25 protein-coding genes are annotated in these 23,899 nt (G+C 66.4%); 10 read left to right on the top strand and 15 right to left on the bottom strand.

The genetic code is table 11. The annotated features are described in order from the left end of the window. Positions 1 to 209 precede the first annotated feature (209 nt). The 10 genes from ruvA to pal all read left to right on the top strand — a co-directional run bounded on the left by ruvA (position 210) and on the right by pal (position 7,634). On the top strand, positions 210 to 809 hold the full coding sequence (gene ruvA / locus ATE71_RS20790) for a Holliday junction branch migration protein RuvA (RefSeq protein WP_058805222.1): 600 nt from the start codon (positions 210 to 212) through the stop codon (positions 807 to 809). Next, positions 806 to 1,549, top strand: a complete 744-nt coding sequence (locus tag ATE71_RS20785; RefSeq protein WP_058805221.1) for a ParA family protein — start codon at positions 806 to 808, stop codon at positions 1,547 to 1,549. Before ruvA ends, ATE71_RS20785 begins: the two co-directional genes overlap by 4 nt. After that, on the top strand, positions 1,546 to 1,956 hold the full coding sequence (locus ATE71_RS20780; RefSeq protein ID WP_058805220.1) for a GFA family protein: 411 nt from the start codon (positions 1,546 to 1,548) through the stop codon (positions 1,954 to 1,956). The genes ATE71_RS20785 and ATE71_RS20780 overlap by 4 nt, the downstream gene beginning before the upstream one ends. Further along, entirely contained in the window at positions 1,949 to 2,971 is a 1,023-nt protein-coding gene (gene ruvB, locus ATE71_RS20775) for a Holliday junction branch migration DNA helicase RuvB (protein WP_058805219.1), read from the top strand. The genes ATE71_RS20780 and ruvB overlap by 8 nt, the downstream gene beginning before the upstream one ends. Positions 2,972 to 3,108: 137 nt before the next feature. Then, positions 3,109 to 3,603, top strand: a complete 495-nt coding sequence (locus tag ATE71_RS20770) for a YbgC/FadM family acyl-CoA thioesterase (RefSeq protein WP_058805218.1) — start codon at positions 3,109 to 3,111, stop codon at positions 3,601 to 3,603. Further along, positions 3,597 to 4,295 (top strand): protein TolQ, encoded by a 699-nt coding sequence (tolQ, locus tag ATE71_RS20765; RefSeq protein WP_058805217.1) that lies wholly within the window; start codon positions 3,597 to 3,599, stop codon positions 4,293 to 4,295. The genes ATE71_RS20770 and tolQ overlap by 7 nt, the downstream gene beginning before the upstream one ends. Further along, the gene (gene tolR / locus ATE71_RS20760; RefSeq protein WP_058805216.1) at positions 4,295 to 4,801 is read left to right on the top strand and encodes a protein TolR; all 507 of its coding nucleotides are present in this window, start codon (positions 4,295 to 4,297) and stop codon (positions 4,799 to 4,801) included. Before tolQ ends, tolR begins: the two co-directional genes overlap by 1 nt. 9 nt (positions 4,802 to 4,810) lie before the next feature. After that, on the top strand, positions 4,811 to 5,635 hold the full coding sequence (locus ATE71_RS20755) for a hypothetical protein (protein ID WP_058805215.1): 825 nt from the start codon (positions 4,811 to 4,813) through the stop codon (positions 5,633 to 5,635). Between the two features lie 5 nt (positions 5,636 to 5,640). Beyond that, positions 5,641 to 7,008, top strand: a complete 1,368-nt coding sequence (gene tolB, locus ATE71_RS20750; protein ID WP_058805214.1) for a Tol-Pal system beta propeller repeat protein TolB — start codon at positions 5,641 to 5,643, stop codon at positions 7,006 to 7,008. A gap of 107 nt (positions 7,009 to 7,115) precedes the next feature. Next, complete coding sequence (pal, locus tag ATE71_RS20745; RefSeq protein WP_201022995.1) at positions 7,116 to 7,634, top strand: peptidoglycan-associated lipoprotein Pal; 519 nt, start codon at positions 7,116 to 7,118, stop codon at positions 7,632 to 7,634. A gap of 40 nt (positions 7,635 to 7,674) precedes the next feature. Here pal and ATE71_RS20740 read toward each other — a convergent pair whose 3' ends face one another. From ATE71_RS20740 to ATE71_RS20670, 15 genes are all read right to left on the bottom strand, one after another. After that, positions 7,675 to 8,454 (bottom strand): prepilin peptidase, encoded by a 780-nt coding sequence (locus ATE71_RS20740; RefSeq protein ID WP_235588096.1) that lies wholly within the window; start codon positions 8,452 to 8,454, stop codon positions 7,675 to 7,677. Position 8,455: 1 nt separating this feature from the next. Further along, complete coding sequence (gene gspN, locus ATE71_RS20735) at positions 8,456 to 9,172, bottom strand: type II secretion system protein N (RefSeq protein WP_058805213.1); 717 nt, start codon at positions 9,170 to 9,172, stop codon at positions 8,456 to 8,458. Beyond that, positions 9,169 to 9,651 (bottom strand): type II secretion system protein GspM, encoded by a 483-nt coding sequence (gspM, locus tag ATE71_RS20730; RefSeq protein WP_058805212.1) that lies wholly within the window; start codon positions 9,649 to 9,651, stop codon positions 9,169 to 9,171. The genes gspN and gspM overlap by 4 nt, the downstream gene beginning before the upstream one ends. Continuing rightward, positions 9,648 to 10,793, bottom strand: coding sequence for a type II secretion system protein GspL (gspL, locus tag ATE71_RS20725; RefSeq protein ID WP_058805211.1), 1,146 nt, complete (start codon positions 10,791 to 10,793; stop codon positions 9,648 to 9,650). The genes gspM and gspL overlap by 4 nt, the downstream gene beginning before the upstream one ends. Before the next feature lies 1 nt (position 10,794). After that, positions 10,795 to 11,802 carry a type II secretion system minor pseudopilin GspK gene (gene gspK / locus ATE71_RS20720; protein ID WP_058805210.1) on the bottom strand — a complete coding sequence of 336 codons (1,008 nt, stop codon included), beginning with the start codon at positions 11,800 to 11,802 and terminating at the stop codon, positions 10,795 to 10,797. Beyond that, a complete protein-coding gene (gspJ, locus tag ATE71_RS20715) occupies positions 11,799 to 12,410 on the bottom strand; it encodes a type II secretion system minor pseudopilin GspJ (RefSeq protein WP_058805209.1) in 612 nt (203 codons plus the stop codon). The genes gspK and gspJ overlap by 4 nt, the downstream gene beginning before the upstream one ends. Continuing rightward, the gene (gene gspI / locus ATE71_RS20710) at positions 12,407 to 12,793 is read right to left on the bottom strand and encodes a type II secretion system minor pseudopilin GspI (protein WP_235588095.1); all 387 of its coding nucleotides are present in this window, start codon (positions 12,791 to 12,793) and stop codon (positions 12,407 to 12,409) included. The genes gspJ and gspI overlap by 4 nt, the downstream gene beginning before the upstream one ends. Next, the gene (locus tag ATE71_RS20705) at positions 12,786 to 13,265 is read right to left on the bottom strand and encodes a GspH/FimT family pseudopilin (RefSeq protein WP_058805208.1); all 480 of its coding nucleotides are present in this window, start codon (positions 13,263 to 13,265) and stop codon (positions 12,786 to 12,788) included. The genes gspI and ATE71_RS20705 overlap by 8 nt, the downstream gene beginning before the upstream one ends. Further along, positions 13,240 to 13,713: a type II secretion system major pseudopilin GspG gene (gene gspG, locus ATE71_RS20700; RefSeq protein ID WP_235588097.1), complete on the bottom strand. Its 474-nt coding sequence runs from the start codon at positions 13,711 to 13,713 to the stop codon at positions 13,240 to 13,242. Before gspG ends, ATE71_RS20705 begins: the two co-directional genes overlap by 26 nt. A gap of 32 nt (positions 13,714 to 13,745) precedes the next feature. Further along, a complete protein-coding gene (gene gspF, locus ATE71_RS20695; RefSeq protein WP_058805223.1) occupies positions 13,746 to 14,960 on the bottom strand; it encodes a type II secretion system inner membrane protein GspF in 1,215 nt (404 codons plus the stop codon). After that, the gene (locus ATE71_RS20690) at positions 14,953 to 16,446 is read right to left on the bottom strand and encodes a GspE/PulE family protein (protein WP_082665336.1); all 1,494 of its coding nucleotides are present in this window, start codon (positions 16,444 to 16,446) and stop codon (positions 14,953 to 14,955) included. The genes gspF and ATE71_RS20690 overlap by 8 nt, the downstream gene beginning before the upstream one ends. After that, positions 16,443 to 18,665: a type II secretion system secretin GspD gene (gene gspD / locus ATE71_RS20685; protein ID WP_058805205.1), complete on the bottom strand. Its 2,223-nt coding sequence runs from the start codon at positions 18,663 to 18,665 to the stop codon at positions 16,443 to 16,445. Before gspD ends, ATE71_RS20690 begins: the two co-directional genes overlap by 4 nt. 5 nt (positions 18,666 to 18,670) lie before the next feature. Next, positions 18,671 to 19,543: a type II secretion system protein N gene (locus tag ATE71_RS20680; protein ID WP_058805204.1), complete on the bottom strand. Its 873-nt coding sequence runs from the start codon at positions 19,541 to 19,543 to the stop codon at positions 18,671 to 18,673. Between the two features lie 161 nt (positions 19,544 to 19,704). Beyond that, the gene (locus tag ATE71_RS20675) at positions 19,705 to 22,401 is read right to left on the bottom strand and encodes a TonB-dependent receptor domain-containing protein (RefSeq protein WP_058805203.1); all 2,697 of its coding nucleotides are present in this window, start codon (positions 22,399 to 22,401) and stop codon (positions 19,705 to 19,707) included. An 82-nt stretch (positions 22,402 to 22,483) separates the two neighbouring features. Further along, positions 22,484 to 23,899: hypothetical protein (locus ATE71_RS20670; RefSeq protein WP_058805202.1), on the bottom strand; the 1,416-nt coding region annotated here is incomplete at its 5' end.

Below are 23,899 nucleotides of genomic sequence, written 5' to 3'. Positions count from 1 at the left end.
CGCAGCTGAGCAAACCCAACGCCAAGAGGATCGTTGGAAGAATGTGAGGCTTCAACATCCTCGCAAACTAGACGAAATTCTTATGTCCGCAATCGGTCGCTTGCGGACATTGGTCATCCTGGATCAAATACGGTCTGACGAAATCAGAACGCCTTTGACACAGCGGGAAACCGATTCCCTTTTCGTTCTCCTCGCGCTACGCAGATTCCATGATCGCGAAACTCACCGGACGGCTCGATAGCAGCGGCGCAGGCCATGCGGTGATCGACGTCGGCGGCATCGGCTATCTGGTCGAAGCGTCGGCGCGCACCTTGGACGCGCTCGGCCCGGTCGGGGGCGATGTCACCGTCCACACCGAAATGCTCGTCGGCGAGGATTTCCTGCGCCTGCTCGGCTTTGCCAAGGCCGAGGAACGCGACTGGTTCCGCCTGCTCACCAGCGTCCAGGGCGTCGGCGCCAAGGTCGCGCTCGCGATCCTGTCGGCGCTCGAGATCGGCGAGTTGCAACGCGCGCTTGCAAACGGCGACAGCGCGATGATCGCGCGGGCCAACGGCGTCGGGCCGAAGCTTGCGCAGCGGATCACGCATGAACTTAAGGACAAGGCGGGCGCCCTCGGCGGCATCGCGGGGAGCGGCCCCGGCCTCTCGGCGACCTCCGGCCCGCTTGGCGACGCCATCGCGGCTCTCACCGGCCTTGGTTTCAAACCCGCCGAAGCCAGCGCCGCGGTCGCGGCCGCGAACGAGGAACTGGGCGCAGGCGCCAGTCTCGACGCGCTGGTCCGTATCGCCCTCAAAAAGGCAGCGAAATGACCGGCAAGACGATCGCGGTCTACAACCTCAAGGGCGGTGTCGGAAAGACGACGCTGGCGGTCAATCTCGCCTGGGCGGCCGCGACGCTGTCGAGCCGCCGTACATTGCTCTGGGACCTTGATGGGCAGGCGGCCGCAAGCTTCATCGTCGGCCACGACACGGCGGGCCGGAAGGCGCAGGCCGCGATCCGCCGCGATCTTGCGCCCGAAAAGCTCGTCGTACCCACCGCGACCGACCGGCTCAGCCTGCTCCCTGCCGATGCCTCTCTCCACGGCCTCGACGTCGAATTTCATGAACTCGACAAGAAAAAGCGGCTCGCGAAGATCGCCGGTGGCCTTACGCGCGAATATGACCGGATACTGATCGATTGCCCGCCGGGGCTCAATGACACATCCGACCAGATCCTGCGCGCCGCCGATCTCGTCATCGTGCCCGTCATCCCGTCGCCGCTCGCCCAGCGCGCGCTCGATGCGATCATCGATCATATGGGCGGCAGGAAGGCTCTCCGCGTGCCGCTCCTCCCCGTCTTTTCGATGGTCGACCGCCGCCGCGCCTTGCATTGCGCCGCGCTCGCGGCTGCCCCCGACTGGCCGGTAATACCGATGGCGAGCCTGTACGAACGGATGACCGAAGCGCGCGCGCCGATAGGGGCAATCGCCGGCCGCAAGAGCGCGCCCGTCGCGGCGGTCGCGACGCTTTGGCAGGCGGTCGAAAAGCGGCTTGCAGACATGAAGACATGACCGATCCCGTCCGTCGCGCCGCCTGCCGCTGTGGCCAAATCCGAATCGCCTGCACCGGCGAGCCGATCCGGGTGTCGGTGTGCCATTGCCGCGAATGCAAGGCGCGGAGCGGCAGCGCCTTTGCCGCACAGGTGCGCTTTCCTGCCGAACAGGTCCGCATCGAGGGCGAAGCCGAAGCGAAGATGTGGCAACATACCGGCGACAGCGGCAACACCGCCGATTTCTTCTTTTGCGGCATTTGCGGTTCGGGCGTCTGGTACCACGCGCGGCCCTATCATGACGCCTATGCGATCCCGCTCGGCAATTTCGAATCCGGCCACGGCTTCGTCCCCGACTATTCGGTCTATGAGGAGCGCAAGGAACGTTGGGTTTCGATCAGCGGCGAGGCAATAGAGCATTATGACTGAGCCGGCCCTCACTACCCCCACGCGCACGCCCGAGGATGCCGACGCCGCGCTGCGACCGAAGTCGCTCGCCGAATTCGTCGGACAGGCGGCGGCGCGCGAGAATCTGCGGATTTTCATCGAGGCGGCGAAGGCGCGGTCGGACGCGCTCGATCATGTGCTTTTCTATGGTCCGCCGGGGCTCGGCAAGACGACCCTTGCACAGATCGTCGCCAAGGAACTCGGCGTCGGGTTCCGCTCGACATCGGGCCCGGTGATCGCGAAGGCGGGCGACCTGGCAGCGCTGCTCACCAATCTCGAGGACGGCGACGTCCTTTTCATCGACGAGATCCACCGCCTGTCGCCCGCGGTCGAGGAAATCCTTTACCCGGCGATGGAGGACCGCGCGCTCGACATCATGATCGGCGAAGGGCCATCGGCGCGCAGCGTACGCATCGACCTGCCCAAGTTCACCCTCGTCGGCGCGACGACGCGGCAGGGATTGCTCACGACGCCGCTGCGCGACCGCTTCGGCATTCCGGTGCGGCTCAATTTCTACACGCATGGCGAACTCGAACAGGTTATCTCGCGCGCGGCGCGGCTGCTTGCGCTGCCGATCGCATCCGACGGTGCGCTCGAAATTGCCAAACGCTCACGTGGGACGCCGCGTATCGCTGGGCGGTTGCTCCGCCGCGTGCGCGATTTCGCGACCGTCGCAGGGCATGCGATCGTCGATGCGAAGGCGGCCGATGCAGCACTCAACCGTCTCGAAGTCGATGCGCTCGGGCTCGATTCAATGGATCGCCGGTATCTTACCATGATCGCCGATATTTACCGCGGCGGGCCGGTCGGGGTCGAGACGCTCGCGGCAGGTCTCAGCGAACCGCGCGACACGATCGAGGACGTCATCGAACCCTATCTGCTCCAGGCCGGGTTGATCGCGCGCACCGCGCGCGGACGCATGCTCAACGCCAGCGCGTGGAAGCATCTGGGACTCAATCCGCCCGCCGGATCGCAGGACGGCCTCTTCGACAAATAGGCGGCGCTCCCCGCAAAGGCCGGGGCAACAAGATTGGCGGGATTCGGCCTGCTTCCTTCCATCAAATGGCGCGATCCTGCGACGAGCCGTTCAAGAGGGCTTTGCGACGAGTCGTTGCGAGGCTATCGGTCGAAACGATGGTAAACGCCCCACCTCCCTTCCTTCCCGGTGCCTTCGTCGGGGCAGAACATCACTACCGGCTGCGCGTCTATTTCGAGGATACCGACCTTTCGGGCATCGTCTATCACGCCAATTACCTGCGCTATATGGAGCGCGCGCGGGCGGACATGCTGCGCCTCGCGGGCATCGACCAGCGCGCCGCGATGGAGGACGGCGAAGGCGCTTGGGCAGTCACCGACCTCGCGATCAAATACCGTAGCCCCGCAAAGCTCGACGACGATTTGCTGGTCGTCAGCACGGTCAAGGCGGTACGCGGCGCCAGCGTGATTATTGCGCAGCGCATCCTTCGCGGAAGTGACACGTTAAGCGGCGAGACAGGGACGCCGATGATATTGACCGACGGGCAAGTCACCGCCGCCTTCCTCTCGCCCGGAGGCCGGCCGCGTCGCCAGCCTGCCGGATGGGCCGACCGATTTACCGCCATCATGAATGGAGAGACTTTCCCTTGCTAGACAATATCTCGCTGGCCGCCGACGCGGCGACCCTGTCCCCGGTCGCGCTATTCCTGCAGGCCGACATTATCGTCAAGGCGGTGATGATCGGCCTCTTGCTCGCGTCGATCTATGTCTGGGCGGTGATCTTCACCCACGGGCGCGGGGTCGGCAAGCTGATGCGCGCGTCGGACCAGTTCGAGCGCGATTTCTGGCGCGCCGACAATATCGACAAATTTTACGACAAGAACAGCGGCGAGGAACTGCCGAGCGCGAAAGTGCTGTCGGCGGGGATCAGCGAGTGGCGCCGGTCGACCAAGGGCAAGACGATCGATCGCGACGGGACGCGCGAACGCCTTGGCATCGCGATGAACTCGGCGGTTGCCGGCGAAGTCGACCGGCTTGCCGAAAAGATCGGCACGCTGGCGACGATCGGTTCGGTCGCGCCCTTCGTCGGGCTGTTCGGGACGGTGTGGGGCATCATGCGTAGCTTCACCGCGATCGCAGCGGAAAATAACAGCAGCCTCGCCGTCGTCGCGCCCGGCATCGCCGAAGCTTTGTTCGCAACGGCGATCGGCCTGTTCGCCGCCATCCCCGCGGTCATCGCCTATAACGCCTTTTCGCAGCGGCTGAACCGGCTCGAATCGCGCCTCGGCCGCTTTGCCGACGGGCTGCACGCGACGTTCAGCCGCGAACTCGAGGTCGAAGCCTGATGGCGATGTCGGGACCTTCGGGCGGCGTCGGCGGCCGCCGCGGCCGCGGCAACCGCCGCGCGCCGATGGCCGAGATCAACGTCACCCCGCTCGTCGACGTGATGCTCGTGCTGCTCATCATCTTCATGATCACCGCGCCCCTCCTTGCCTCGGCGGTGCCGATCGACCTGCCCGAAAGCCGCGCTAAGCCGGTCGAGACCGAGGAGCAGGAGCCGGTGCAGCTGTCGGTGGGCGCCGACGACACCATCTATATCGGCGAAGAGGTCGTGCCCGAGGCCGAACTGCCCGCGCGGCTCGATGCGATCGCGCGCGAGAATGAAGGCCAGGACAGGCCGCGCCAGATCATGCTGCGCGCCGACAAGGGGCTCGATTATGGCCGGGTGATGCGGATCATGGGCGAACTCAATCGCGCCGGCCTGACGCGCATCGCGCTGGTGACGACGGGCGCCACCGAAACACCGGCGACCGCAGGGGCGGTCACCGACAGTTCAGAAACCGGGCAATAGGGTCGCGAAATGGCCGAGATACGGGCAGCGAGGGGACGGGAAGGACGCGGCTTCGCCATCGCGGTGGCGGCGCATGTCCTGATCATCGGCCTGCTGTCGGTCCAGTGGACCGCAGGCGACCGCCGCTTCGACAATCCACCGATGGAAGTCGACCTGGTGGCAGAGACCGCCGCTGAATCGAGCGCGCCGATCATTACCCAGGCGCCGCCGTCGGCCCGGCTGGGCGAGGAAGATGCGGTCGATATTGCTGCGCCCGAACCGGTGCCGGCACCGCCGATCCCCGAACCGGTCGTCCGCCCGACCCCCGCGCCGACCCCCAAGCAGGTCGCGCGACCGGTTCCCGCGCCGCCCAAGAAACAGCCGCCAGCGGTGAAGAAGGCCCCGCCCAAGGCCTCTCCCAAATCGGCACCGGCGAAGAAATCGCAGACGCGCCCGACCGGCCGGCTCGACGGAATCACCGACGGGCTCGGCCGCGAACAGACCAAGGCGCCGCCGAACAAGGGCGCCCCGGCGTCGAAAACCGCGGCCGAAGTCCGCCGGTCGATCGACGTCAGCATCAAATCGGCGGTCGCACCGCGCTGGAACGGCTGCCGCGTCAGCGGCGTCGACGTCGATCAACTCAAAACGGTCGTCAAATTCCGCCTGACCCAGGCGGGAGCGCTTGCCGGCTTTACCAGCGTCACGACCAGCGGCGAAAACGACAGCAACAAATTCCAGGTCCAGCGCCATCAGGAATGCGCCAAACGCGCGGTCGAACTCGCCGCACCCTTCGACCTGCCCGAGGAAAATTACAGCTTCTGGCAGAATTACACGCTCGATTTCATCAAGAGGTAAGAGACATGTTGCTCCGTTCGACCGGCCTTTCGCTCGCACTGCTGCTGACCCCCACGCCGCTGTTCGCGCAGACCGCCCCGACGCCGCCTGCGGTGACCACGACGACCGAACCGCGCGAAACCATCGAAGGAACGCTGTCGCAGGAACGCACCGTCATCGGCATCCCGCCGCTCGCGACGTCGTCGATCCAGACCGTCGCGGGGCTACGCACCGATAGTCTTGGCCGCCAGATCGCCGAAGTCATCGCCGCCGACCTCGAACGCAGCGGCCTCTACGAACCGATCGGTCCCAGCGGCGTTCGCGCGATCACGCGTGCCGAGGTGCAGGCGCCGCGCTTTTCGGAATGGCAGTCGCGCGGTGCCGAAAATGTCGTCCACGGCTTTGTCGATGCCGGATCGAACGGCAGCCTGATCGTCGGCTGCTATCTCTACGACACCGCACTCGGCAGCGAACTCGTCCGCAAGGGGTTCGAAATCCAGCCCGCTGACTGGCGCCGCGCCGCGCACAAATGCGCCGACGCCATCTATTCGCGCCTGTCGGGCGAGGCGCCCTTCTTCGACAGCCGCGTCGCCTATATCGCCGAGAGCGGGCCCAAGGGGAACCGCATCAAACGACTGGCGATCATGGACTCGGACGGTGGCAACCACCGTTTCATCACCAACGGCCAAGCGCTCGCGATCAGCCCGCGCTTTTCGCCCGACTATAAGAAGATCGTCTATGTTTCCTATCTGAACAACCGCGTCCGCGTGTTCATCTATGACGTGGCATCGGGGTCGCAAAAGCTCGTGACCGAAAGTTCGAACGCGACCTTCGCGCCGCGCTGGTCGCCCGACGGCACCCAGATCCTCTATTCGATGGCGGTGAACGGCAACACCGACATCTATCGCATCTCGGCGAATGGGGGCACCCCGGTGCGGCTCACCAATACGCCGGGCATCGACGTCGGGGGCAGTTTCTCGCCCGACGGCAAGAAGATCGTGTTCGAAAGCGACCGGTCCGGCGGCCAGCAAATCTATACGATGAACATCGACGGTTCGAACCAGCAACGGATCAGCTTTGGCGGCGGCCGCGCCGCGACGCCCGAATGGTCGCCGCGCGGCGACTTGATCGCCTTCACCCGCATGGGCGGCGGCGAATTCCGCATCGGCGTGATGACCCCGTCGGGCGGCGGCGTTCGCATGCTGACGAACAGCTGGCAGGACGAGGCGCCGACCTGGTCGCCCAACGGCCGTGTCATCCAGTTTTTCCGCACGACGCGAGGGCGCGAGGGCAAGTCGAGCCTGTGGCAGGTCGACCTGACGGGCGTAAACTTGCGCCGCCTGCCCACGCCGCAGGACGGGTCCGACCCCAGCTGGGGCCCGGTGCTGCCCTGACGCTGGCGGAACCAAAGTAGGGTCCTGGGGTTCCAATAGCGCGTCCTGAACCGGCTTTTTTTGCCCGCGAGAACAGAATTTCCAACAACAACAAGAGGACAGAAGACATGACGATACGCAAAAGCACCGCCATGATTGCGGCGATCACCATGCTTGCTGTGGGTGCCTGCGCCAAAAAGGCGCCCGAAACGCTCCCGCCGGTCCCCGAAGGCACCGGGACGGACACGGGCACCGACACCGGCACCGGCATCGTCCCGGGGTCGCAGGAAGATTTCCTCGCCAGCGTCGGCCTCGAAGGCGACCGCGTCTTCTTCGATTTCGACCAATATAATGTCGATGCGCAGGACCAGGCGACGCTGCAGAACCAGGCCCGGTGGCTGCAACGCAACCCCGCCGTTCGCGTCACGCTCGAAGGCCATGCCGACGAACGCGGTACGCGCGACTATAATATCGCGCTCGGCGAACGCCGTGCCAATGCTGCGAAAAATTATCTCGCGTCGCTCGGCATCGACCCGTCGCGCATCAGCGTCATCAGCTATGGCAAGGAACGCCCAGCCGAGCTCGGTTCGACCGAAGAAGCCTATGCCAAGAACCGCCGCGCGGTGACCGTCGTCATCGGAAGGTAATTTCTCCGACTGACGTCGGAGGGCCGGCGTCGCCGCGGTTTCAGCCCAGCTGAAACTGAAGGAACAGCGGCCATATCGGCACCGCCACGAAAGCGGCGGTGCAGGCGAAAACGCCGAAGGGGACCTGTCGCTCGCCGAGCGGCCGGTCCCCTTTTGCTTGCGCGACGAGCGCCCACAGGATCCCGCCAAGGCTCGCGAACAGTAACATCAGCGGGAGCGCCTGCCAGCCGAGCCAGGCCCCGATCGCGGCGACAAGTTTCGGATCGCCCCCGCCCATGCCCTCGATCCCGCGCGAGCGCCGATAGGCCCAGGCGACCAGCGCGAGCAGGCCGCCCCCCACCACCGCACCGATCCAGCGGTCGGCCAAGGAAGTCTCCAGCATCGGCCCCGCGAGCAGGAGCCCGGCGACGGCAAGCAGCGCGTTCAGCCGGTCGGGCAGCCAGAAATGGCGCGCGTCGAGAAGCGCGAGCGGCAACAACAGCCAGCCGAAAAGTGCCCAGAGCCACCCGGCCGTTCCGGGCAGGATCGACAGAGCCATGGCACCGATCAATGCTGAGCCGAATTCGACCCGCGCGTGAAAGGGGTCGATCGCCGCGCCACACGTTTGACATCTTCCTCGAAAGATCATCGCCGAAAACAGCGGCATCAAGTCGAGTCCACCCAGCGTCCGCCCGCACCCGTCGCAGTGCGACCGCCCGAGTACCGAGCGCCCCGCTGGCCAGCGCAGGACCAATGTCGCGATGAAACTGCCCAGCACGAGCCCGACGAGCGCGGCAAAGGCGACGCCCATGCCAAAGGGCAAGGCGTCGAGGAGGGGCACGTCAGAAGCGGCCCGAAGTCGTCAGCACAAACCCGCCCGAACCCGCCCTGAATCCCAGCGCCGCGAGAGCCGCCGCCATCGCGGGGTCGCGATCGACATTGATCGCGAACTGCGCGCGATATGCCCCTTTGCCATCGAACGAGAGAGTCAGCCGTTCCATACCCGACTGGCTGGCAAGCGCCGCCTGCGCGCGTCCGTTGGCGCAGCGCAGCGGGCCCGACAGCCCGCGCGACAGGTCGAGACCGGCGATGGGCGCCGTCACCGCAAGCTGGATGCGTCCTGCCGCCCGCGCGCATTTGCCCGCAGCGTCGAACTGGACCGAGGTCCCTTCGAAGCGGAGCGTATCGACGGGAATCATGCCGAGGCCGCCCGACATCGATGTCGTGCCGTTCACCTCTGAAACGCCGCGCGGGTTGCTGCCATGGAGGCGACCGGCGAGTGCCCCCAGACGGTCGTCGGTGCGCGAGAAAGCCAGTTGGATATCGCCGCCAAGCAGCGCGAGCGGTGACAGGGCGGCGCGCACCGTGCCAAGCGGCAAGGCGCCCAGCCGCGCGTCGACCAGTTCGCCCGACCAGACCGAGCCGCGCACGTCGCGCGCGGTGATGCCCGCGTCGGTTGCGCCCGACCAAGCGAGCGCGAGCCGCATCGGGAAGGTGGCGACAAGAAGCAGCAGCGCGAACAGCGCAGCCGCAACCGTCCAACGCCGACGCGCACTCATTGACCGGCCTTTCGCAGCTCGGCGGTCAAACCTACGGTGCCGTCGGCAGCCGGCGTGATCGTCAGCTGGTCGACGATGAAGCCCTGCCCTTCGAGCGACGCGAGCCAGTCAGTCAGAACCGGCGCCTTTGCGGTAGCTATGGCGATTGTCGCCTGTCCGCCGCCACGCGCCTCGTTGCGATCGAGCGTCAAACCGATCTCGCCCGCCGATTGCGCGAGATACTGGTCGATCGCGACCGCATCGACTGCCGCGGCAACCGATCTGGCAGGGCGCTGTGCAAGCAACTGCACCTTTGCGCCCACCCGGCCTTCGCGCTCGATGGCCGCGCGATGCTGGCTTTCGAGGTCGCCGAACGCCGCGACCGCAGGGCGCCCAAGCCCCCAGAGCAGCACACCCGCCGCGAGTACGCCGGCAATACCGACGAGCCAGCGTTCGCGCTGCGACAGGCTAGCCCACCAATTTTTCAGTCGCTCGGTCATGGTACCGCCCGGATCGTGATATTGGCCATCTGCTGGCCATCGCTGCCGGCCATCGGCTGCGCGGTGATGCGGTAGCCGCGCGCTTGCAGCGCGAGGAGAACCTTGTTGATATCCTCGACCCGCGGCGCCGCAAGCGTCGTCGTCAGCGTACCGTCGGTCCGGTGTGACAGCGTCTTCAGCGTCACGCCCGGGGCGTCGCCCATCGCGTCGTACAGCGCCGATGCAGGCACCGAGAAAGCGAGCGGCCCGCCACCGGCGGCGGCAAGACGACGGTCGAGTTCGGTTTCGGCCGCCGCCGCGTCAGGGGCGTTCACCCCAGCCTTTTTTGCCATCGCGACGACCGCGTCGTCGGCGCGCCCCGTATCCGAGGCAATCCGTAGCGCATAGACGATGGGGATGAGCAAGCTGACGACGACCAGCGCGATTGCCAGCCACTTCGCGCGCCGCAGCATCGCGGGATCGACCGACCAGCTGCGCTTGGGCTTCCACCCCCCGCTGAGCAAATCGAGTGGCGGCGCCGCGAGCGTTAAGAGCAGCGCGTCGCGCATCCGGTCGGCATCGAGCGGCGCGATGTCATGATGGCCCGCGATCAGCGGATCGAGCTCGGGATCAGACACCCACGCCCGGTCGGTGGAGCGTATGATCTGCTCATCGCCGATTTCGGCGGTCCACAGCGCCTCCGGCTCGGGCGGCGGCACGGCCGCGGCCGCCGGAATGACGGCAGCGGGCGTCAGCTCGCGCGCTTTCAACCAGCCGGACCAGGCCGTCATCGCGGCGTGCGTCGTCACGGCGACCGGAACCGCCTGCCCTACGCCAGCGGGCTCGCCCGCGACGACATGCAGCGCCGACGCATCGCCCAGGCTGGCCTTCAGCGCGTCGATACGCGCGGCGGCCGCAGCTTGTGCGGGTGCGGCATCGGGATAGTGGAGCCAGCGCAGCGGTACATCCGCGGCCGGTGCAAGCGCGACGAGGCGCTCGTCGGCGTTGTCGTCGCGGGGTTTTTCCCATGCTTCGACCCAGCCGTTATCCTGCCCGCTGTCGACGATGACGCCGTCGTCAACGCGCAGCCAGGCAGTATCGGCAGCCGTTCCTTCGTCGAGCGCCGCCAGCGGCGGCAGCCAGATCACCAGCGTGCGCGTCATCTCAGTCGGCCTCGCCCCAGTCGCGGCGCACGATCGTCGGAGCGGCGGCGCCGGCAGACGGCGCGCCACCATTGGCATCGATCAGCGAAACTGCGGTCAAGAAACCGTCCCCCATCGTCACATTCGTCGTCAGCGTGAGCCAGCGGCTCGTCACCCCGGCCTGTTCGGCCACGTCGGTCGGCGGCTTGCGCCCCGCAAAGGGGCCCGCCTCCCAGAATCGTACGCTGCTGCCATAGCCGCCCGCGGGCCGCGCCGCCAGCGCTGCCCGCGCATCGGCGACGGTGATTTCGCCGGGCAGCAGCATCGCGACCAGCGGCGCCTGTTCGGGGCCCAGCGTATTGACGTTGAGCCGCACCGGATCGGTCACCGGCAACACGCAGATCCAGGGTTTGAGCCGCGCATAGATTTTCGGCGTGACGCCGCGCACCGCGCGCAATTCGCTGACATCGGCCATCTTGCGGTTGGCGGGGAGATAAGCGCCCTGCGCCGAACGATAGGCATTGTCCTCCGCGCCCAGCGGCCCTTCGTTGCTATCGCTGTCGATCCAGTCGGCGGCGGCGCCGGCGATCGCCTGTGCCTGTCCCGGGTCGATCCCCAGCAATTTCATCAGCTCGCCGAACTGGCGGATCGACCCCGACCGCTGGCTGGCGCGTCCGGGTATGGTTTCGGCAACAAGGCTGTTGAGATTGAAGCAATTATTCGCGTCGGTGAGCTTGGCCCGCCCTTCGCCCCCCGGAAGCGGCAAGGTGAAATCGCGTCCCAGCCAATTGCCCGCGAGCGTCAGCTTCGCAGGGTCGCGCCCGACCAGGTCGGCGACGCGGCGCAGCGCAATCTGTTCGGCGGCAAAGGCAAAGGCGCGGCCCTGATCGACCGTCGCGGCGCTGCCTGCGATCCGCGTCGCGAGCGTCAGCCGGTCAAGCGCGGTCGCGGCGATCACCGCCATCACCGCGACGAGCAGCAGCACGGTCAGCAACGCCGCGCCGCGTTCCTGCGTATTCGCGCCCCTCATGATGCCGGGACCCCGGCGGCAGGGGGCGGCGGCAGCGTCGGCGCGGTCAGGAACAACATGGTGAGCGCCTCGCGGCCGGTGCGCGTCAGCCGCACCTCGACCGCTCGGGGCAACCGATCACCGGGATCGGACGTCCAGCTATCGCTCCAATTTCCGCTTTCGTCGCGATAGCGTACCGCCACGCCGGCGACCTCGCCCACCAGCCGGTCGCCATCGCCAAGTGCGGTGCCGTCGAGCATCGGCTGCGTCGCGCGGCGCCATTCGCCGCCGACCAGTGCATAACCGACACGTTCGACATTCGGACGCGGGCCGCCGTCGAGCGACGCGGCGCCGCCATGGACAAAGGCAAAGCCGTTCGAGGAACCGGCGAACGCCGGAATGGCCTCCCCAGCCGGGCCACGCGTCGGGCGCTGGACCGCCTGCGCCAGATCGTTCGCCATGACGGCGCGCAGGCGGTTTATCCCGCCCATCACCTTCAGGCGTTCCTGCACTGCGTCCTGCGTATCGACGCTGCTGCGCAGCAGCGTGACGCCCATCGCCGCGATCGCAGCGAAGATCGAGAGTGCGACGAGCATCTCGACGAGTGTGAACCCGCGCTGATCCCTCATCGGCTCGGCCGGATGATCGTGAGTGCGGCCTGCCCGTTGCCGCTTTCGGGACGGACTAGCAGGTCGATGCGCAACAGGGCGTCGTCGGCGGTCTTTGCGACGCGCTGTTCGACGCGCCAGTTGCGGCCGGCGTTGGCGACGAGGCTTGCGCTGTTGCCGATCGTCGGGGGCGCGGGGTCGGTCCAGAGTTCGACCGCGCGGTTCTGGGCGACGATACCCGCCGTCGTCGTTTCGTCGAGATCGCCGGCCGAGCGCACGGCATAGGCATCGAGCCGCACAAGCGTCAGCGCCGCGATGCTGATGATGCTGAGCGCGACAAGCATTTCGAGCAAGGTGAAGCCGCGCTCTCCCGGCGGCAAATCGGGATCGGCGCCATCAATCACGGCTGACCTCCCCCGTCGCCGATACGCGCACGACTTCACGCGCGTCGCCGCCGACGAGCACGATGGCTTGCGGTGTCGGGCTGATGCCGACGCGATCGAACAGGATGCGTGCCGCGCCCTGCCCGTTACCCGCAGAAAAATGCACGTCGCCTGGCCAGTTGCGCCGTTCGAAGGCGCGACCGGGAAGCGGTTGCCATGCGCCCGAAATCCGCCGTTCGAAGCCATAGCCCGAGGGCGCGAAATTGACCGCCACGCTGCGCCCCTCGATCACCGCGATATCGCGCGCGGCGGCAAGGCGCGCGGCAAGGCGGTCGGCCTCGCTGCGCACGGTGCGTTCCTCGCCCGGAATGGTAAGCACGACCGCGGTTGCGGCGAGCGCCATGATCGCGAGCACGACCATCAGTTCGACAAGCGTGAAGCCGTTCGGTCGGGGACGCGACTGCGCCTTAGCTGTCGCTGCGAATATCCGCATTATCGTCGGTCCCGCCAGGAGCGCCGTCGGCGCCGAGCGACCAGACATCGAACGCCTTGCCGTTCGGCCCCGGCGCCTGATAATTATAGGGGCGCCCCCACGGGTCGGCGGGCAGTTTCTTGATATAGCCGCCCCGACGATAGCGCTCGGGTTGGGCCAGCGCAGGGGGCGCGGTAACGAGCGCGTTGAGCCCGTCGGTCGACGGCGGATAGGCCAGATTGTCGAGGCGATATTGTTCGAGCGCATTTTCCAGCGTCGAAATATCCGCTTTCGCCTTCGTCACCATCGCGCGATCCTGGCTGGGCAGGACGTTGATCATCACGACCGTGGCGAGCAGGCCGATGATGAAGATGACGACCATCAGCTCGGTCAGCGTGAAGCCGCGCTCGTCGGCTTTGCGGCGCCGGGCCGCCGGGCGACCGCGATCGGGGGTGGAGGTATCGAGCATCAGGCGGAAGATTAGCTTCATCAGCGACATTTTCATAGTCCGGCAAGGTTCTGCAACTGGAGGATCGGCAGCAGGATGGCGAGGATGATGAGGGCGACACATGACCCCATAACGACAATTATGACAGGTTCGAGAAGCGCCATCGACGCGGCCGTAAACCGGTCGAATTCGCGTTCGAGATAATCGGCGGCGCGTTCGAGCATGACCTCGAGCCGGCCCGCGCTTTCGCCGCTGGCGGTCATATAGACGAGCAGGGGCGGGAAAACGCCGGCATCGCGGAGCGCCGCAGAGAGCCCGCCGCCGGCGCGCACCTGGTCGACGATATTCGCCGTCGCGCCAGCCAGCGCGGCATTGCGGATCGTCGGCACGGTCAGTTTGAGCCCTTCGACGAGCGGCAACCGGCTCGACACCATCGTCGACAGCGTCCGCGCAAAACGCGCGGCGTAAAGGTCACGAAGCAGGCGGCCGAACAGCGGCAGGCGCAGGAGGCGCGCATCGACCGCCGCCTTGAACGCCGGGCGGCGCATCGCCGATACCCAGCCGAAAACTGCGGCCGCGATCAGCAGCGCGATTAGCCACCACCAGTTCGCGGCGAAGCCCGAAATCGCGATCACCGCGCGGGTCAGGAAGGGCAGTTGCTGGCCGACATCGGTGAATTGTTCTACGACGCGCGGGACGACGAAGATCATCAGCGCGGCGACGACGCCGATCGCGACGATCGCGAGCACGATCGGATAGGCGAGCGCGGCGATCAGTTTCCCGCGCACCTCGGCCTGTCGTTCGAGCAGGTCGGCGAGGCGCGCGAGGATCGTTGTGAGGCTGCCGGTCGTCTCGCCCGCCGCGACCATCGCGCGATACAGCGAGGGAAAGCTGGGCGGCTGGCGCGCCATCGCGTCGGCAAGGCGGCGGCCTTCGAGCAGGCCCGCATGGACTTCGCCGATGACGGCGCGCGCGCTTTCGGCTTCGCTTTGCCGCGTCAGCGTGCGCAGCGCCTCTTCGAGCGGCGCGACTTCGGCGAGCGTGGCGAGTTGGCGGGTGAAGAGCGCGAGTTCCTTGCTGCTCAGGCTGTTCTTGCGAAAGGCGAGCAACGCGCGCCGTGCGGGCTTCGCGCCCGCCGCCTCGACGGCAACGATATGGAATCGGCGGCGGATCAGGTCGGCGCGCGCGGCATCGTCGTTCGCGGCGGTCAGCCGCCCCTTGCGTTCGCGGCCTTGGGGATCGATCGCCACATAGCGATAATCAGGCATCGACATCCTCGCGCCGCGCGATGCGGATCGCCTCCTCGGCAGTGGTCAGCCCCTTCGCGACCATCGACCGCGCCGCCGAGGCAAGCGTCGGCGATTTGAGGAAAGCATGCTTCGCGATCATTGCCTCGTCGCCGCCGGCATAGATATAGCGGCGGACGGTTTCATCGACCTTGATCGCCTCGAACACGCCGATCCGTCCCTTGAACCCGGTGCCGCCGCACTGGTCGCAGCCCTTCGGGCGCCAGATCACCGTTCCGATGTCGAGCCCGAGGATGGCGGCGACGCTATTGTCGGCCTGCACCGGCTCGCGGCAATTTTCGCAAAGTTTGCGCACCAGCCGCTGGGCCAGCACCGCGCGCAGCGTCGAGGCGAGCAGGAAAGGCTCGACTTTCAGATCCTTGAGACGCGTAATCGCACCAACCGCATCATTGGTATGGACGGTCGAGAGAACGAGGTGCCCCGTCAGCGAGGCCTGCACCGCGATATCGGCGGTCTCGCGGTCGCGGATTTCCCCGACCATCACGACATCGGGATCCTGGCGCAGGATCGCGCGGAGACCCGCGGCGAAATCGAGCCCGACCTTGCTGTTCACCTGCGTCTGGCCGACGCCGTCGACGGCATATTCGACGGGGTCCTCGACGGTCAGGATATTGCGCTGGCCGTCGTTGAGCTGTTTGAGCGCGGCATAGAGCGTCGTCGTCTTGCCCGACCCCGTCGGGCCGGTGACGAGGATGATGCCATTGGGTTCGGCGAGCGCTTCGCGCAGGATCCGGTCGGCCTCGCCCGAAAGGCCGAGGACGTCGAAATCGATCCCCGCCGCATCCTTGTCGAGGATACGCATGACGACGCGTTCGCCCGCGCGGCTGGGCAGGGTCGAGACGCGGACATCGACCGCCTTGCCTGCGAGCGTCAGCCCGATGCGGCCGTCCTGCGGTACGCGGCGTTCGGCGATGTCGAGGCGCGCCATGACCTTGATGCGGCTGACGACGACGGGCGCGACATGCGGCGGCATGCGCAGATGTTCACGCAGCACGCCGTCGGCGCGCATGCGCACGACGAGCCCGCTTTCATAGGGCTCGATATGGATATCGCTAACCCCCTGCCGTACCGCTTCGGCGATAATCGCGTTGATCAGGCGGATCGCGGGGGCATCGTCGGCGCTGTCGAGCAAATCCTCGGCACTTGGAATACCGAGATCGAGGTCGCTGCCGTCGAGCGATCCCGCCATCGCGGCGGCCGAAGCATCGACGGCATAATGATCCGACAGCAGCCGGTCGAAATCGGCAGCGTTCGCGGTCGCCACGCGCAGCGGCTGCGCCAGGTAGCGCTTCACCTCGATCAGCACCGCCGGGTCGCTGCCTTCGCGGAGCGTCGCGAGCCAGACGCCATTTTCGCCGGGCGCGATGACGACACCGTGCGTCCGGGCAAACCCATAGGGGATATCGACCGGCGCCGGGGGCGGCGCCGCGCTTTCGCTGTCGGTCACGGATATTCTCCGGTGGGCGGCGCGGGCGCCTGCGAGATTGACGGCGGGACGTCGACGGGCGTGATGCTTCCACCCGCGCCCGGTGTGCCCGGCGTTCCCGATGCGACGGCGGGGCCGACGATCACATCGGCCGCCGTCGGCTCGCTCGGGACGGGCGGCACGGTGCCCAGATAGTCCCGGACCAGCGTGTCGATCGCCGGCTCCTCGCCGGGGTTCCGCTGCAACTGGAAGTCGCGGACATAGCCGTAGCGGCGTGCAGTGAGCGCGGCATTATCCTCGCGGCTCTTGAGGATCGTCGGGCGGATGAAGACCATGAGGTTGGTCTTCGAGCGCGTCCGGCTGCGCGATTTGAACAGCTCGCCGAGCAGCGGGATATCGCTCAAAAGCGGGATTCGCTCGATCGTCCGGCGCTCGTCGTCGTTGAGCAGGCCGCCGATCGCGAGGATTTCGCCGTCGTCCACAGTGAGCACGGTTTCGAACGACCTTTTGTTGAGGATGAGGTCGCTGTTGCGCGACGAAACGGGGCCCGCGACGCTCGACACCTCCTGCCGCAGGAACAGCTTCACCTCGCCCGCGCCGTTGACCTGCGGCGTGACGTCGAGCTTGATGCCGACCTCCTCGCGCTGGACGGTCCGGAAGGCATTGTCGAAATTGTCGCTGAGCGCCTCGCCCGTCGTGATCGGCACTTCCTGTCCGACAAGGAACTTGGCGGCCTGATTGTCGAGCGTGACGATATGCGGGGTCGCAAGCAGGTTCGACGTGGTATCCGACTTCACCGCGTTGATGATCGCGCCGAAAACCGTATTCTTGCCGATGTCGCCCGCAAAACCCGCAAAACCGCCCGTCGCGGTGAGCAGCGATGCCGCCGCCGCTTCCTGCAAGCTGCTGCCGAGCGAGCTGTTCGTTTGGGTCACGGTGGTGGTACCGTTTACCGTCGTCGTCTCTTGCGACAGCTGGTTCGCAGCGTAGGCGCCGCCGAGCGTCAGGATATTGGGCGAGGCATTGCTGTAACTCGTCGCGACGAACGGGATATTCTTGCCGCCGAGCAGGAACTGCACGCCGAGCCGCTTCGCCGCATCGTCGCCAATTTCGACGACGATCGCCTCGACCAGCACCTGTTGCCGCCGGCTGTCGAGCTGGCGAATCAGCTCACCGAGCATGCGCTGCACCTCGCTGTTCGCCGCGACGATGATTGCATTGGCGCCTTCGTAGCGCGTGACGATGGCGGGGCCGCGCGTCGCGATGCTGCCGCTGCCCCCGGCGCCGGTAGAGGTCGAGGCGGGCGCGGCCGCGGCGGCGGGCGCCGGCGTGCTGCTGCCACCCGAAGACGAGGTCGAGGACGACGCCGGCGGCAGGCCCGCCTTCTGCGCCGGATCGCTGCCGCCCCCGATCAATTGCTGAAGCGTCGGGAGCAGGGTTTCGGCGTTGGCATGTTCGAGCCAGTAGACGCGCAATTCGGTGCCGCCCGCAGCCTTGGCATCAAGATCGTTCGCCATCGACACGAAGCGCGCGACAAGCGCCTGGTCGCCCCTGAGCGCAATCGCATTGCTGCTGTCGATCGGTACGATCGCGAGCGGCGCGCGCGCACCCTCGCCCGCCGCCGGAACCAGCGCGGCAAGCGCGGCGGCGATTTCGCGTGCGCCGGCATTTTTCAGCGTGACGATCTGGCTGGTCGAGCTGTCGCGGTCGATGCTCGACGCGAGCGACCGGATGCGCCGGATATTGTCGGCAAAGTCGGCGACGACAAGGCTGTTCGCATTGCGGTTCGCGGTAAGCGAGCCTTGCGGGCTTACCAGCGGACGCAGCGTTTCCACCGCCGCGACGGCGTCGATATGCCTGAGACGGATGATTTCGGTGACGAACTGGTTCTGCGCCGCGCCGCCGCTGCCGATCCGGCCGGGCTGCGCCGCGGCGCCGTCGATCGGCTGGACGCGATAGCTGCCGTTGGGCCCCGGCACCGCGACGAGGCCGTTCGAGCGGAGGGTCGCGAGGAAGATTTCGAAATATTCGCTGCGCGACAATGGCCGGTCGGTGACCACCGACACCTTGCCGTTGACGCGCCCGTCGATGACGAAAGTACGCCCGGTGATCCGCGCTGCATCCTGGATGAAGGCGCGGATATCGGCATCGCGCACGTTGAGCGTATATTGCGCCTGCGCCGCGATCGGGGTGGCCGAAACGAGCGCGGCGGCGAGCATCAGGGAAAGTTTGAGGCGCATAATACCTATTTCGAAAGAAAGATGGCGACGGGAACGACGCTGGCGCCGCGTTCGACCTCGAGCGCGATGCGAGCTCCCGGCGCGAGCTGGTTGGCAAGCGCGGCGGCGTCGCTGGCCGAGCTGATCGGCCGACCACCGATCGAGCGGATCACGTCGCCGGGACGTAACCCCGCGGCGCGGAAAGCGGCGCCGTCGCCCTGCGGCTGGACGACGATACCGGTCACGCGGCCTTCTTCGATGCGCGGGACGAAGGCGACACCGGCCTTGATCGCCGCGGGGGTCATTTCGCCGCTGCCGGCAGCGGGCGTCGCGCCGATCTCCGGCGTGGGTGCGGGAAGCGCGCCTGCGGCACCGGCAACGGGCGCGTCGCCGCTCTGGTCGAGGAACAGGCTTTCGCGCGCGCCGCCGCGGTCGAGCAGCACATGGTCGAAGGCGACACCGGCCAGCGTAACGCCGGGTGCGATCTCGTCGCCCACCGCATAGCTGTTCTGCACCCCGTCCTCGCCGGCGATGATCGCCGATCCACTGCCGGTGGCTTCATTGATGTTGATGCCGAACAGGGTAAGGCCGAGCGCGGTGACCGTTGCCGAAGCCGGTCCCTGCACATTGGTCCGGAAAAAGGGGTCGAGGCTGGTGAACAGCGCGCGCCGTTCGGCGGGCGATACGATGACGGCGGCCTGCGGCTGCCAGGCGCCCAGCGGCGACAAGGGGGTGAGCAGCGTCCAGAGCAGGCGGACGCATTGCCAGATCAAGATCGCACCGAGCAGGCCAGCGAGCAAAGCCGGCCAGACCTGGTGCGGGTTCCGCTTTGCCGGGCGCAACCAGAAAGGCAGTGCGCGCGGCAACCGAACGGCCGATCCGGACATCAGCGTTGCCATGAAGTCTTCCTTGTCCCCCAACTGAAAGGCTGTGTTCGCGAATCGCCTAGGGGCGATTGATGACAATCAGTTGACGGCAAGATTACAGTTTTTTGTCAGCCGGGCGAGTCCGGTGCGCCGGAAATGGCCTCTCCCCATGCGGAGAGAGGCCTTCCCCCTTATCAGAATTTCAGCGACGCGCTGAGCGAGAAGGTGCGTCCCAGCTTGTAGCGGTTGAAGAAGATTCGGTTGTCGCCCGCTTCCTGCACTTCCTTGTAGGTGCGGCCGGTCAGGTTGCGCGCCTCGAACTTCAGTTCGATTTCTTTGTTGAGCAGGTTGATTCCCTGTCGCGCGACGAAATCGAGCTGGATGCCGGGCTTTTCCTTGAGGTCTGGCTGGCCCGACGGACCGCGGCTGGTCACGCGCGGGCTGGCGTAAGTGAAGAGCAGGGTTTGCTGCGACAGCTTATCCTGATCTTCCAGCCCGATCTGGAAGTTGACGAGATGGTCCGATTGGCCGGTGAGCGGCGCCCCGTCGAAGAAGAAGTTCGCGGCATTCTGCACCACGCCGTTGATGACGGTCGTGTCGCCGTCGCCGACCTTGATCTCCGATTTGGTGTAGGTGTAGTTGCCGATCAGCACCAGACGGCGGCTTTGCCAGAAGGGCGATTCCGATAGCGTGTCGAGCGGAAGATATTTCTGCACTTCAAGCTCGGCGCCATAAAGGGTCGCCTTCGGCGCGTTCGCGTAGCTGCTGTTCACGGACGAGTCCGAAATCGAGGTGTAGGTCTCGATCGGATTGTCGATCGACTTGTAGAAGCCGGCGACCGTCAGGCGCTGGTCGCGATCGAAATACCATTCGTAACGCGCTTCGGCATTCCACAACTCGCTGTCGGTCAGCGACGGGTTGCCACGGAACAGACGGTTCGATTCGGGATCCTGATAGACCTGTGCCACCAGTTCGCGGAACTGCGGACGGGCGATCGTTTTCGACCCGTTGACGCGCAGCTGCATGTCGGGCGCGACTTCCCAGGTCAGCGTGACGGCGGGGAGCCAGTAATCATTGTTGAGGTTTGTTTCGACGATCGCCGACGACCCGGTGCCGAACAGGTCGATCGGCACAACCGTCTGTTTCGCCTCTTCGTACCGCACGCCGGCGTTGACGTTGACGCCCGACACCAGCTCGGCCTGCACCTGCGCATAACCTGCATGGGTGGTCAGGTTCGCATCGAACGCTGCGGTGCCGTCCTGCGCCGAGGTTTCGAGCAGCGAGATGTCGTACAGCTGAATCGTCGCGTCGGAGAGCAGATAGTCGGGGCGCAGCTGCTGCACCTCGATCGGCAGGTTCGACGCGCGGAACTGGAAGGTGCGGCGTTCCGAAATACGGTGCGTGTCGGTATAGGCATATCCGACCGTCGCGCTGATCCGCGGCGCCAGTTCGTACGACAGATCGACGCCGCCCGACCACAGATCCTCGTTGAGGTCCGAAAAGGCGATCGTCGCGTCGCCGCGGTTGCCGCCGAGGTCGTTGACGAACTTGTCGCCCACCGGGTCGCCCGGCTGGTTGGTGCGAACATAGGTGAAGCCACGCTCATAGGGCGCCTCGCGCTGCGAATTGGCATAGGCGCCGCGCAGGTCGAGCTTCAGCCGGTCGAATTTGAATTCGCCGACGAGCTGCGTATTGATCAGCTGGCGCTCGTACCAGGCCGTGTCCTGCTTCATGATGTCGCGGTCCGACTGGTTGGCGTCGGTACCGAGCGCAAGGCGGGCCTGCTTCAACGTGTCGCGGATGTAGAGGTTGGTCCAGCGGATCTTATGATCGCCGAGTTCGAGCCCGAAGCCGAGCAGCCCGTTCACCACGACGCGATTGTCGGTGATGACGCGGTTATAGCTCGTCTGCGGATCGCCCGAGAGATCGTCGTTGACCGAGGTCTGCTGCAGCGTATCGCGCGTCCGCCACTTGTTGCTGATCCCCGCGGTCGCGATGATCCCGAGTTCGCCATCGGGAAGCTGGATCGTCGTGCCGCCGGTGATGCCCGCCGACCAGTTCACCGGGATGTGGTCATTCTGCTGCAGCAGCGAGGTTTCGGCGTTCACCAGTTCCATCTCGATCGCTTCGAGGTCGTCCTGGCTGAAGTCGGCACCTTCGAGGATCGGCTTGCCGCTTTTCAGCGCGGCGCTCAGCAGCGGCGGAACGTCGCGCGTGCCGTCGTCGAAGCCCGTCCAGTCGGTGTCGCTGCCATAATAGGTATAGCCGAGTTCATTGGTCGTCTCGCTGTCCCAGCCGATCCCGCCCGAGAAAGTGAGGAAGGTCTCGCGCGGGGTCGCCTTGGTCGTGAGGTTGATCACGCCGCCGCCGAATTCGCCGGGGAAGTTCACCGAGAAGCTCTTTTGCACGAGCGTCGAATCGATGACGTTGGTGGGGAAGATGTCGAGCGGAACGACGCGCTTCAGCGGTTCGGGGCTCGGCAGCGGCGAGCCGTTGAGCAGCGCGAGCGAATAGCGGTCGCCGAGACCGCGGACATAGACGAAGCCGCCGCCAACGACCGAGAGGCCGGTCACGCGCTGGAGCGAGCCCGAAATATCCCCTTCACCGGTGCGCGCGATGTCGGCCGACGAAAGCGACGACACGACTTCGGGCGTCGCACGGACGATATTGGGGGTGTAGCGGCCGGTGACGACGATTTCCTGATCGGCGCCGCCGGGAATCGAAACATCCGCTTCTTCTTCGGGCGCCGTCGTGTCGTCGGCGGCCGCTTCATCGGCGGCGGGCGGCGCATCGGCAGCGGGTTCGGCGCTGGCGTCCTGCGCGAGCGCGGCCGGCGCGACGAGCGCGGAACTAAGGAGAAGCAGGCTGGCGAAGATCGGCCGCTTGGTCATGGTGAAAATCCCCAAGGTATATGCAGGAAGGGAGCGGGCCAGCCCGTCAGGCGTGCCCGCTCCCCGTTTGGATCGCGAGCGATCAGGTCGTCGGGATGGCGCTGCAGCTGCCGCTCGACGTACCGAAGTCCGCCGTCGCCGAGTTGCAGGTCCAGCCCTGATACCAGGTGTCGTTCGCGTCGCGGACCGCGCCGACATAGGCCGTGGTGTCAAAGAAGGACGCGATCGTCTTGGCGTCGAACGCGGCGAAACCCGTTTCGGTCGCGCCATTGACGAACAGGCTGGTCAGGCTGGGCGTGTAATCGAAGCGATTGTTCGTCCCGGCGTTGAAGATCGCCTGGACTTCGGCGTCGGTCACCGCCGGGCTGCCGCCACCGCGGAACGGCCGCGCGGCGCTGCACTTCGCCGAGACCGAGAAGAAGCGCGGCGGCCCCTGTTCGTCGGCACCCGTCGTCTGCGTCGTCGAGGTGCTGTCGATGCGGAAGCACGACGTATCGGTCGTCAGCAGGCCGTTTGCGAAGGTGTAATCGGCGCCGCCGCGGATACGGATGGCAGCCGCGTTGCTGTTGTTGGCGTTGCGATGAATGAAGGTGAAGTTCGAGATCGTCACATTCTGACGCGGCACCGCCTGCTCATTGCCGTCCGAGTCGATCTCCATCATCGAGTCGCCGACCGTCCCGCCGGCCCGGCCGATCGCGATCGCATATTGGATGTTGCCCTTGTAACCCACGTCGGTGTCGAAGGCGTCATCTTCGGCGCCGGTGACGATCATATGCTTGAAGTTCGGGCGGCCGCCGAAAACTTCCATGCCGTCGTCCGAGCTGTTGTGGATCTGGATATGGTCGATCTGGGTGCCCGAACCGACGCCCGACGGGGTCAGGCCCTGCAGTTCCTTGTCGGCGCTGAGGATGAAGCCCGAATAGCGGATCTGGACGTACGACATGCGGCCCGAATTGTCGGCCGGCTGCGCACCGCCATAGAGTGCGTTCGAGGTACCCTCGGTATCGCGCTCGCAATCGACGGTGCCTTCGGCGGCGCCCGGTGCGAGGCAGTCGGTGACCGGTGCACGGCCGAGCAGCACGACGCCGCCCCAGAGCTGCGAGGTGTTGTCGCCCGCCGAACCCACGACGTTGCCGCGGCCGGTGAAAACGATCGGCTGCGTCGGGGTGCCGACGGCGTCGATCCGGTTGCCGCGGTTGACCACGAGGTACGAAACGCCCGTCGAACCGAAGATGGTAACGCCCGGATCGATCGTCAGCGTGGCGGCAGTGTTGGTGCTCGCGGCGCCCTGGTCGGTGCCGACGTCGACGCGGCCGGGCAGCGAATAGATGACACCCGCGACCTTCGGGATCGCCGTCGTCGAAGTGAAGCGCGCGGGGAAGCCGCAGTTGCGCCAGGTACCTTCGTTACCGGTGATCGTGCCGAGGTCGGTCAACTGGTCCGCGCCGGCGATGGTCGGGCAGTTCGCGGCGGGGGTCACGCCGGTCGGCGTGGGGGT

Source organism: Sphingopyxis sp. H115 (assembly GCF_001468465.1).
Lineage (GTDB): Bacteria > Pseudomonadota > Alphaproteobacteria > Sphingomonadales > Sphingomonadaceae > Sphingopyxis.
This window is presented reverse-complemented; position numbering and strand designations above follow the sequence as displayed.

Bases quoted from the DNA above. Each gene is read 5' to 3' on its own strand.
- gspJ (WP_058805209.1), bottom strand. From the start codon at position 12,410: ATGAGGGATCAGCGCGGGTTCACACTCGTCGAGATGCTCGTCGCACTC.
- gspD (WP_058805205.1), bottom strand. From the start codon at position 18,665: ATGCGCCTCAAACTTTCCCTGATGCTCGCCGCCGCGCTCGTTTCGGCC.
- gspN (WP_058805213.1), bottom strand. From the start codon at position 9,172: ATGAGTGCGCGTCGGCGTTGGACGGTTGCGGCTGCGCTGTTCGCGCTG.
- ATE71_RS20675 (WP_058805203.1), bottom strand. From the start codon at position 22,401: ATGACCAAGCGGCCGATCTTCGCCAGCCTGCTTCTCCTTAGTTCCGCG.
- gspG (WP_235588097.1), bottom strand. From the start codon at position 13,713: ATGCTCGATACCTCCACCCCCGATCGCGGTCGCCCGGCGGCCCGGCGC.
- ruvA (WP_058805222.1), top strand. From the start codon at position 210: ATGATCGCGAAACTCACCGGACGGCTCGATAGCAGCGGCGCAGGCCAT.
- ATE71_RS20705 (WP_058805208.1), bottom strand. From the start codon at position 13,265: ATGCGGATATTCGCAGCGACAGCTAAGGCGCAGTCGCGTCCCCGACCG.
- gspK (WP_058805210.1), bottom strand. From the start codon at position 11,802: ATGAGGGGCGCGAATACGCAGGAACGCGGCGCGGCGTTGCTGACCGTG.
- gspL (WP_058805211.1), bottom strand. From the start codon at position 10,793: ATGACGCGCACGCTGGTGATCTGGCTGCCGCCGCTGGCGGCGCTCGAC.
- ATE71_RS20770 (WP_058805218.1), top strand. From the start codon at position 3,109: ATGGTAAACGCCCCACCTCCCTTCCTTCCCGGTGCCTTCGTCGGGGCA.
- ruvB (WP_058805219.1), top strand. From the start codon at position 1,949: ATGACTGAGCCGGCCCTCACTACCCCCACGCGCACGCCCGAGGATGCC.
- ATE71_RS20785 (WP_058805221.1), top strand. From the start codon at position 806: ATGACCGGCAAGACGATCGCGGTCTACAACCTCAAGGGCGGTGTCGGA.
- pal (WP_201022995.1), top strand. From the start codon at position 7,116: ATGACGATACGCAAAAGCACCGCCATGATTGCGGCGATCACCATGCTT.
- tolR (WP_058805216.1), top strand. From the start codon at position 4,295: ATGGCGATGTCGGGACCTTCGGGCGGCGTCGGCGGCCGCCGCGGCCGC.
- tolB (WP_058805214.1), top strand. From the start codon at position 5,641: ATGTTGCTCCGTTCGACCGGCCTTTCGCTCGCACTGCTGCTGACCCCC.
- gspM (WP_058805212.1), bottom strand. From the start codon at position 9,651: ATGACCGAGCGACTGAAAAATTGGTGGGCTAGCCTGTCGCAGCGCGAA.
- gspF (WP_058805223.1), bottom strand. From the start codon at position 14,960: ATGCCTGATTATCGCTATGTGGCGATCGATCCCCAAGGCCGCGAACGC.
- ATE71_RS20780 (WP_058805220.1), top strand. From the start codon at position 1,546: ATGACCGATCCCGTCCGTCGCGCCGCCTGCCGCTGTGGCCAAATCCGA.
- ATE71_RS20755 (WP_058805215.1), top strand. From the start codon at position 4,811: ATGGCCGAGATACGGGCAGCGAGGGGACGGGAAGGACGCGGCTTCGCC.
- ATE71_RS20680 (WP_058805204.1), bottom strand. From the start codon at position 19,543: ATGGCAACGCTGATGTCCGGATCGGCCGTTCGGTTGCCGCGCGCACTG.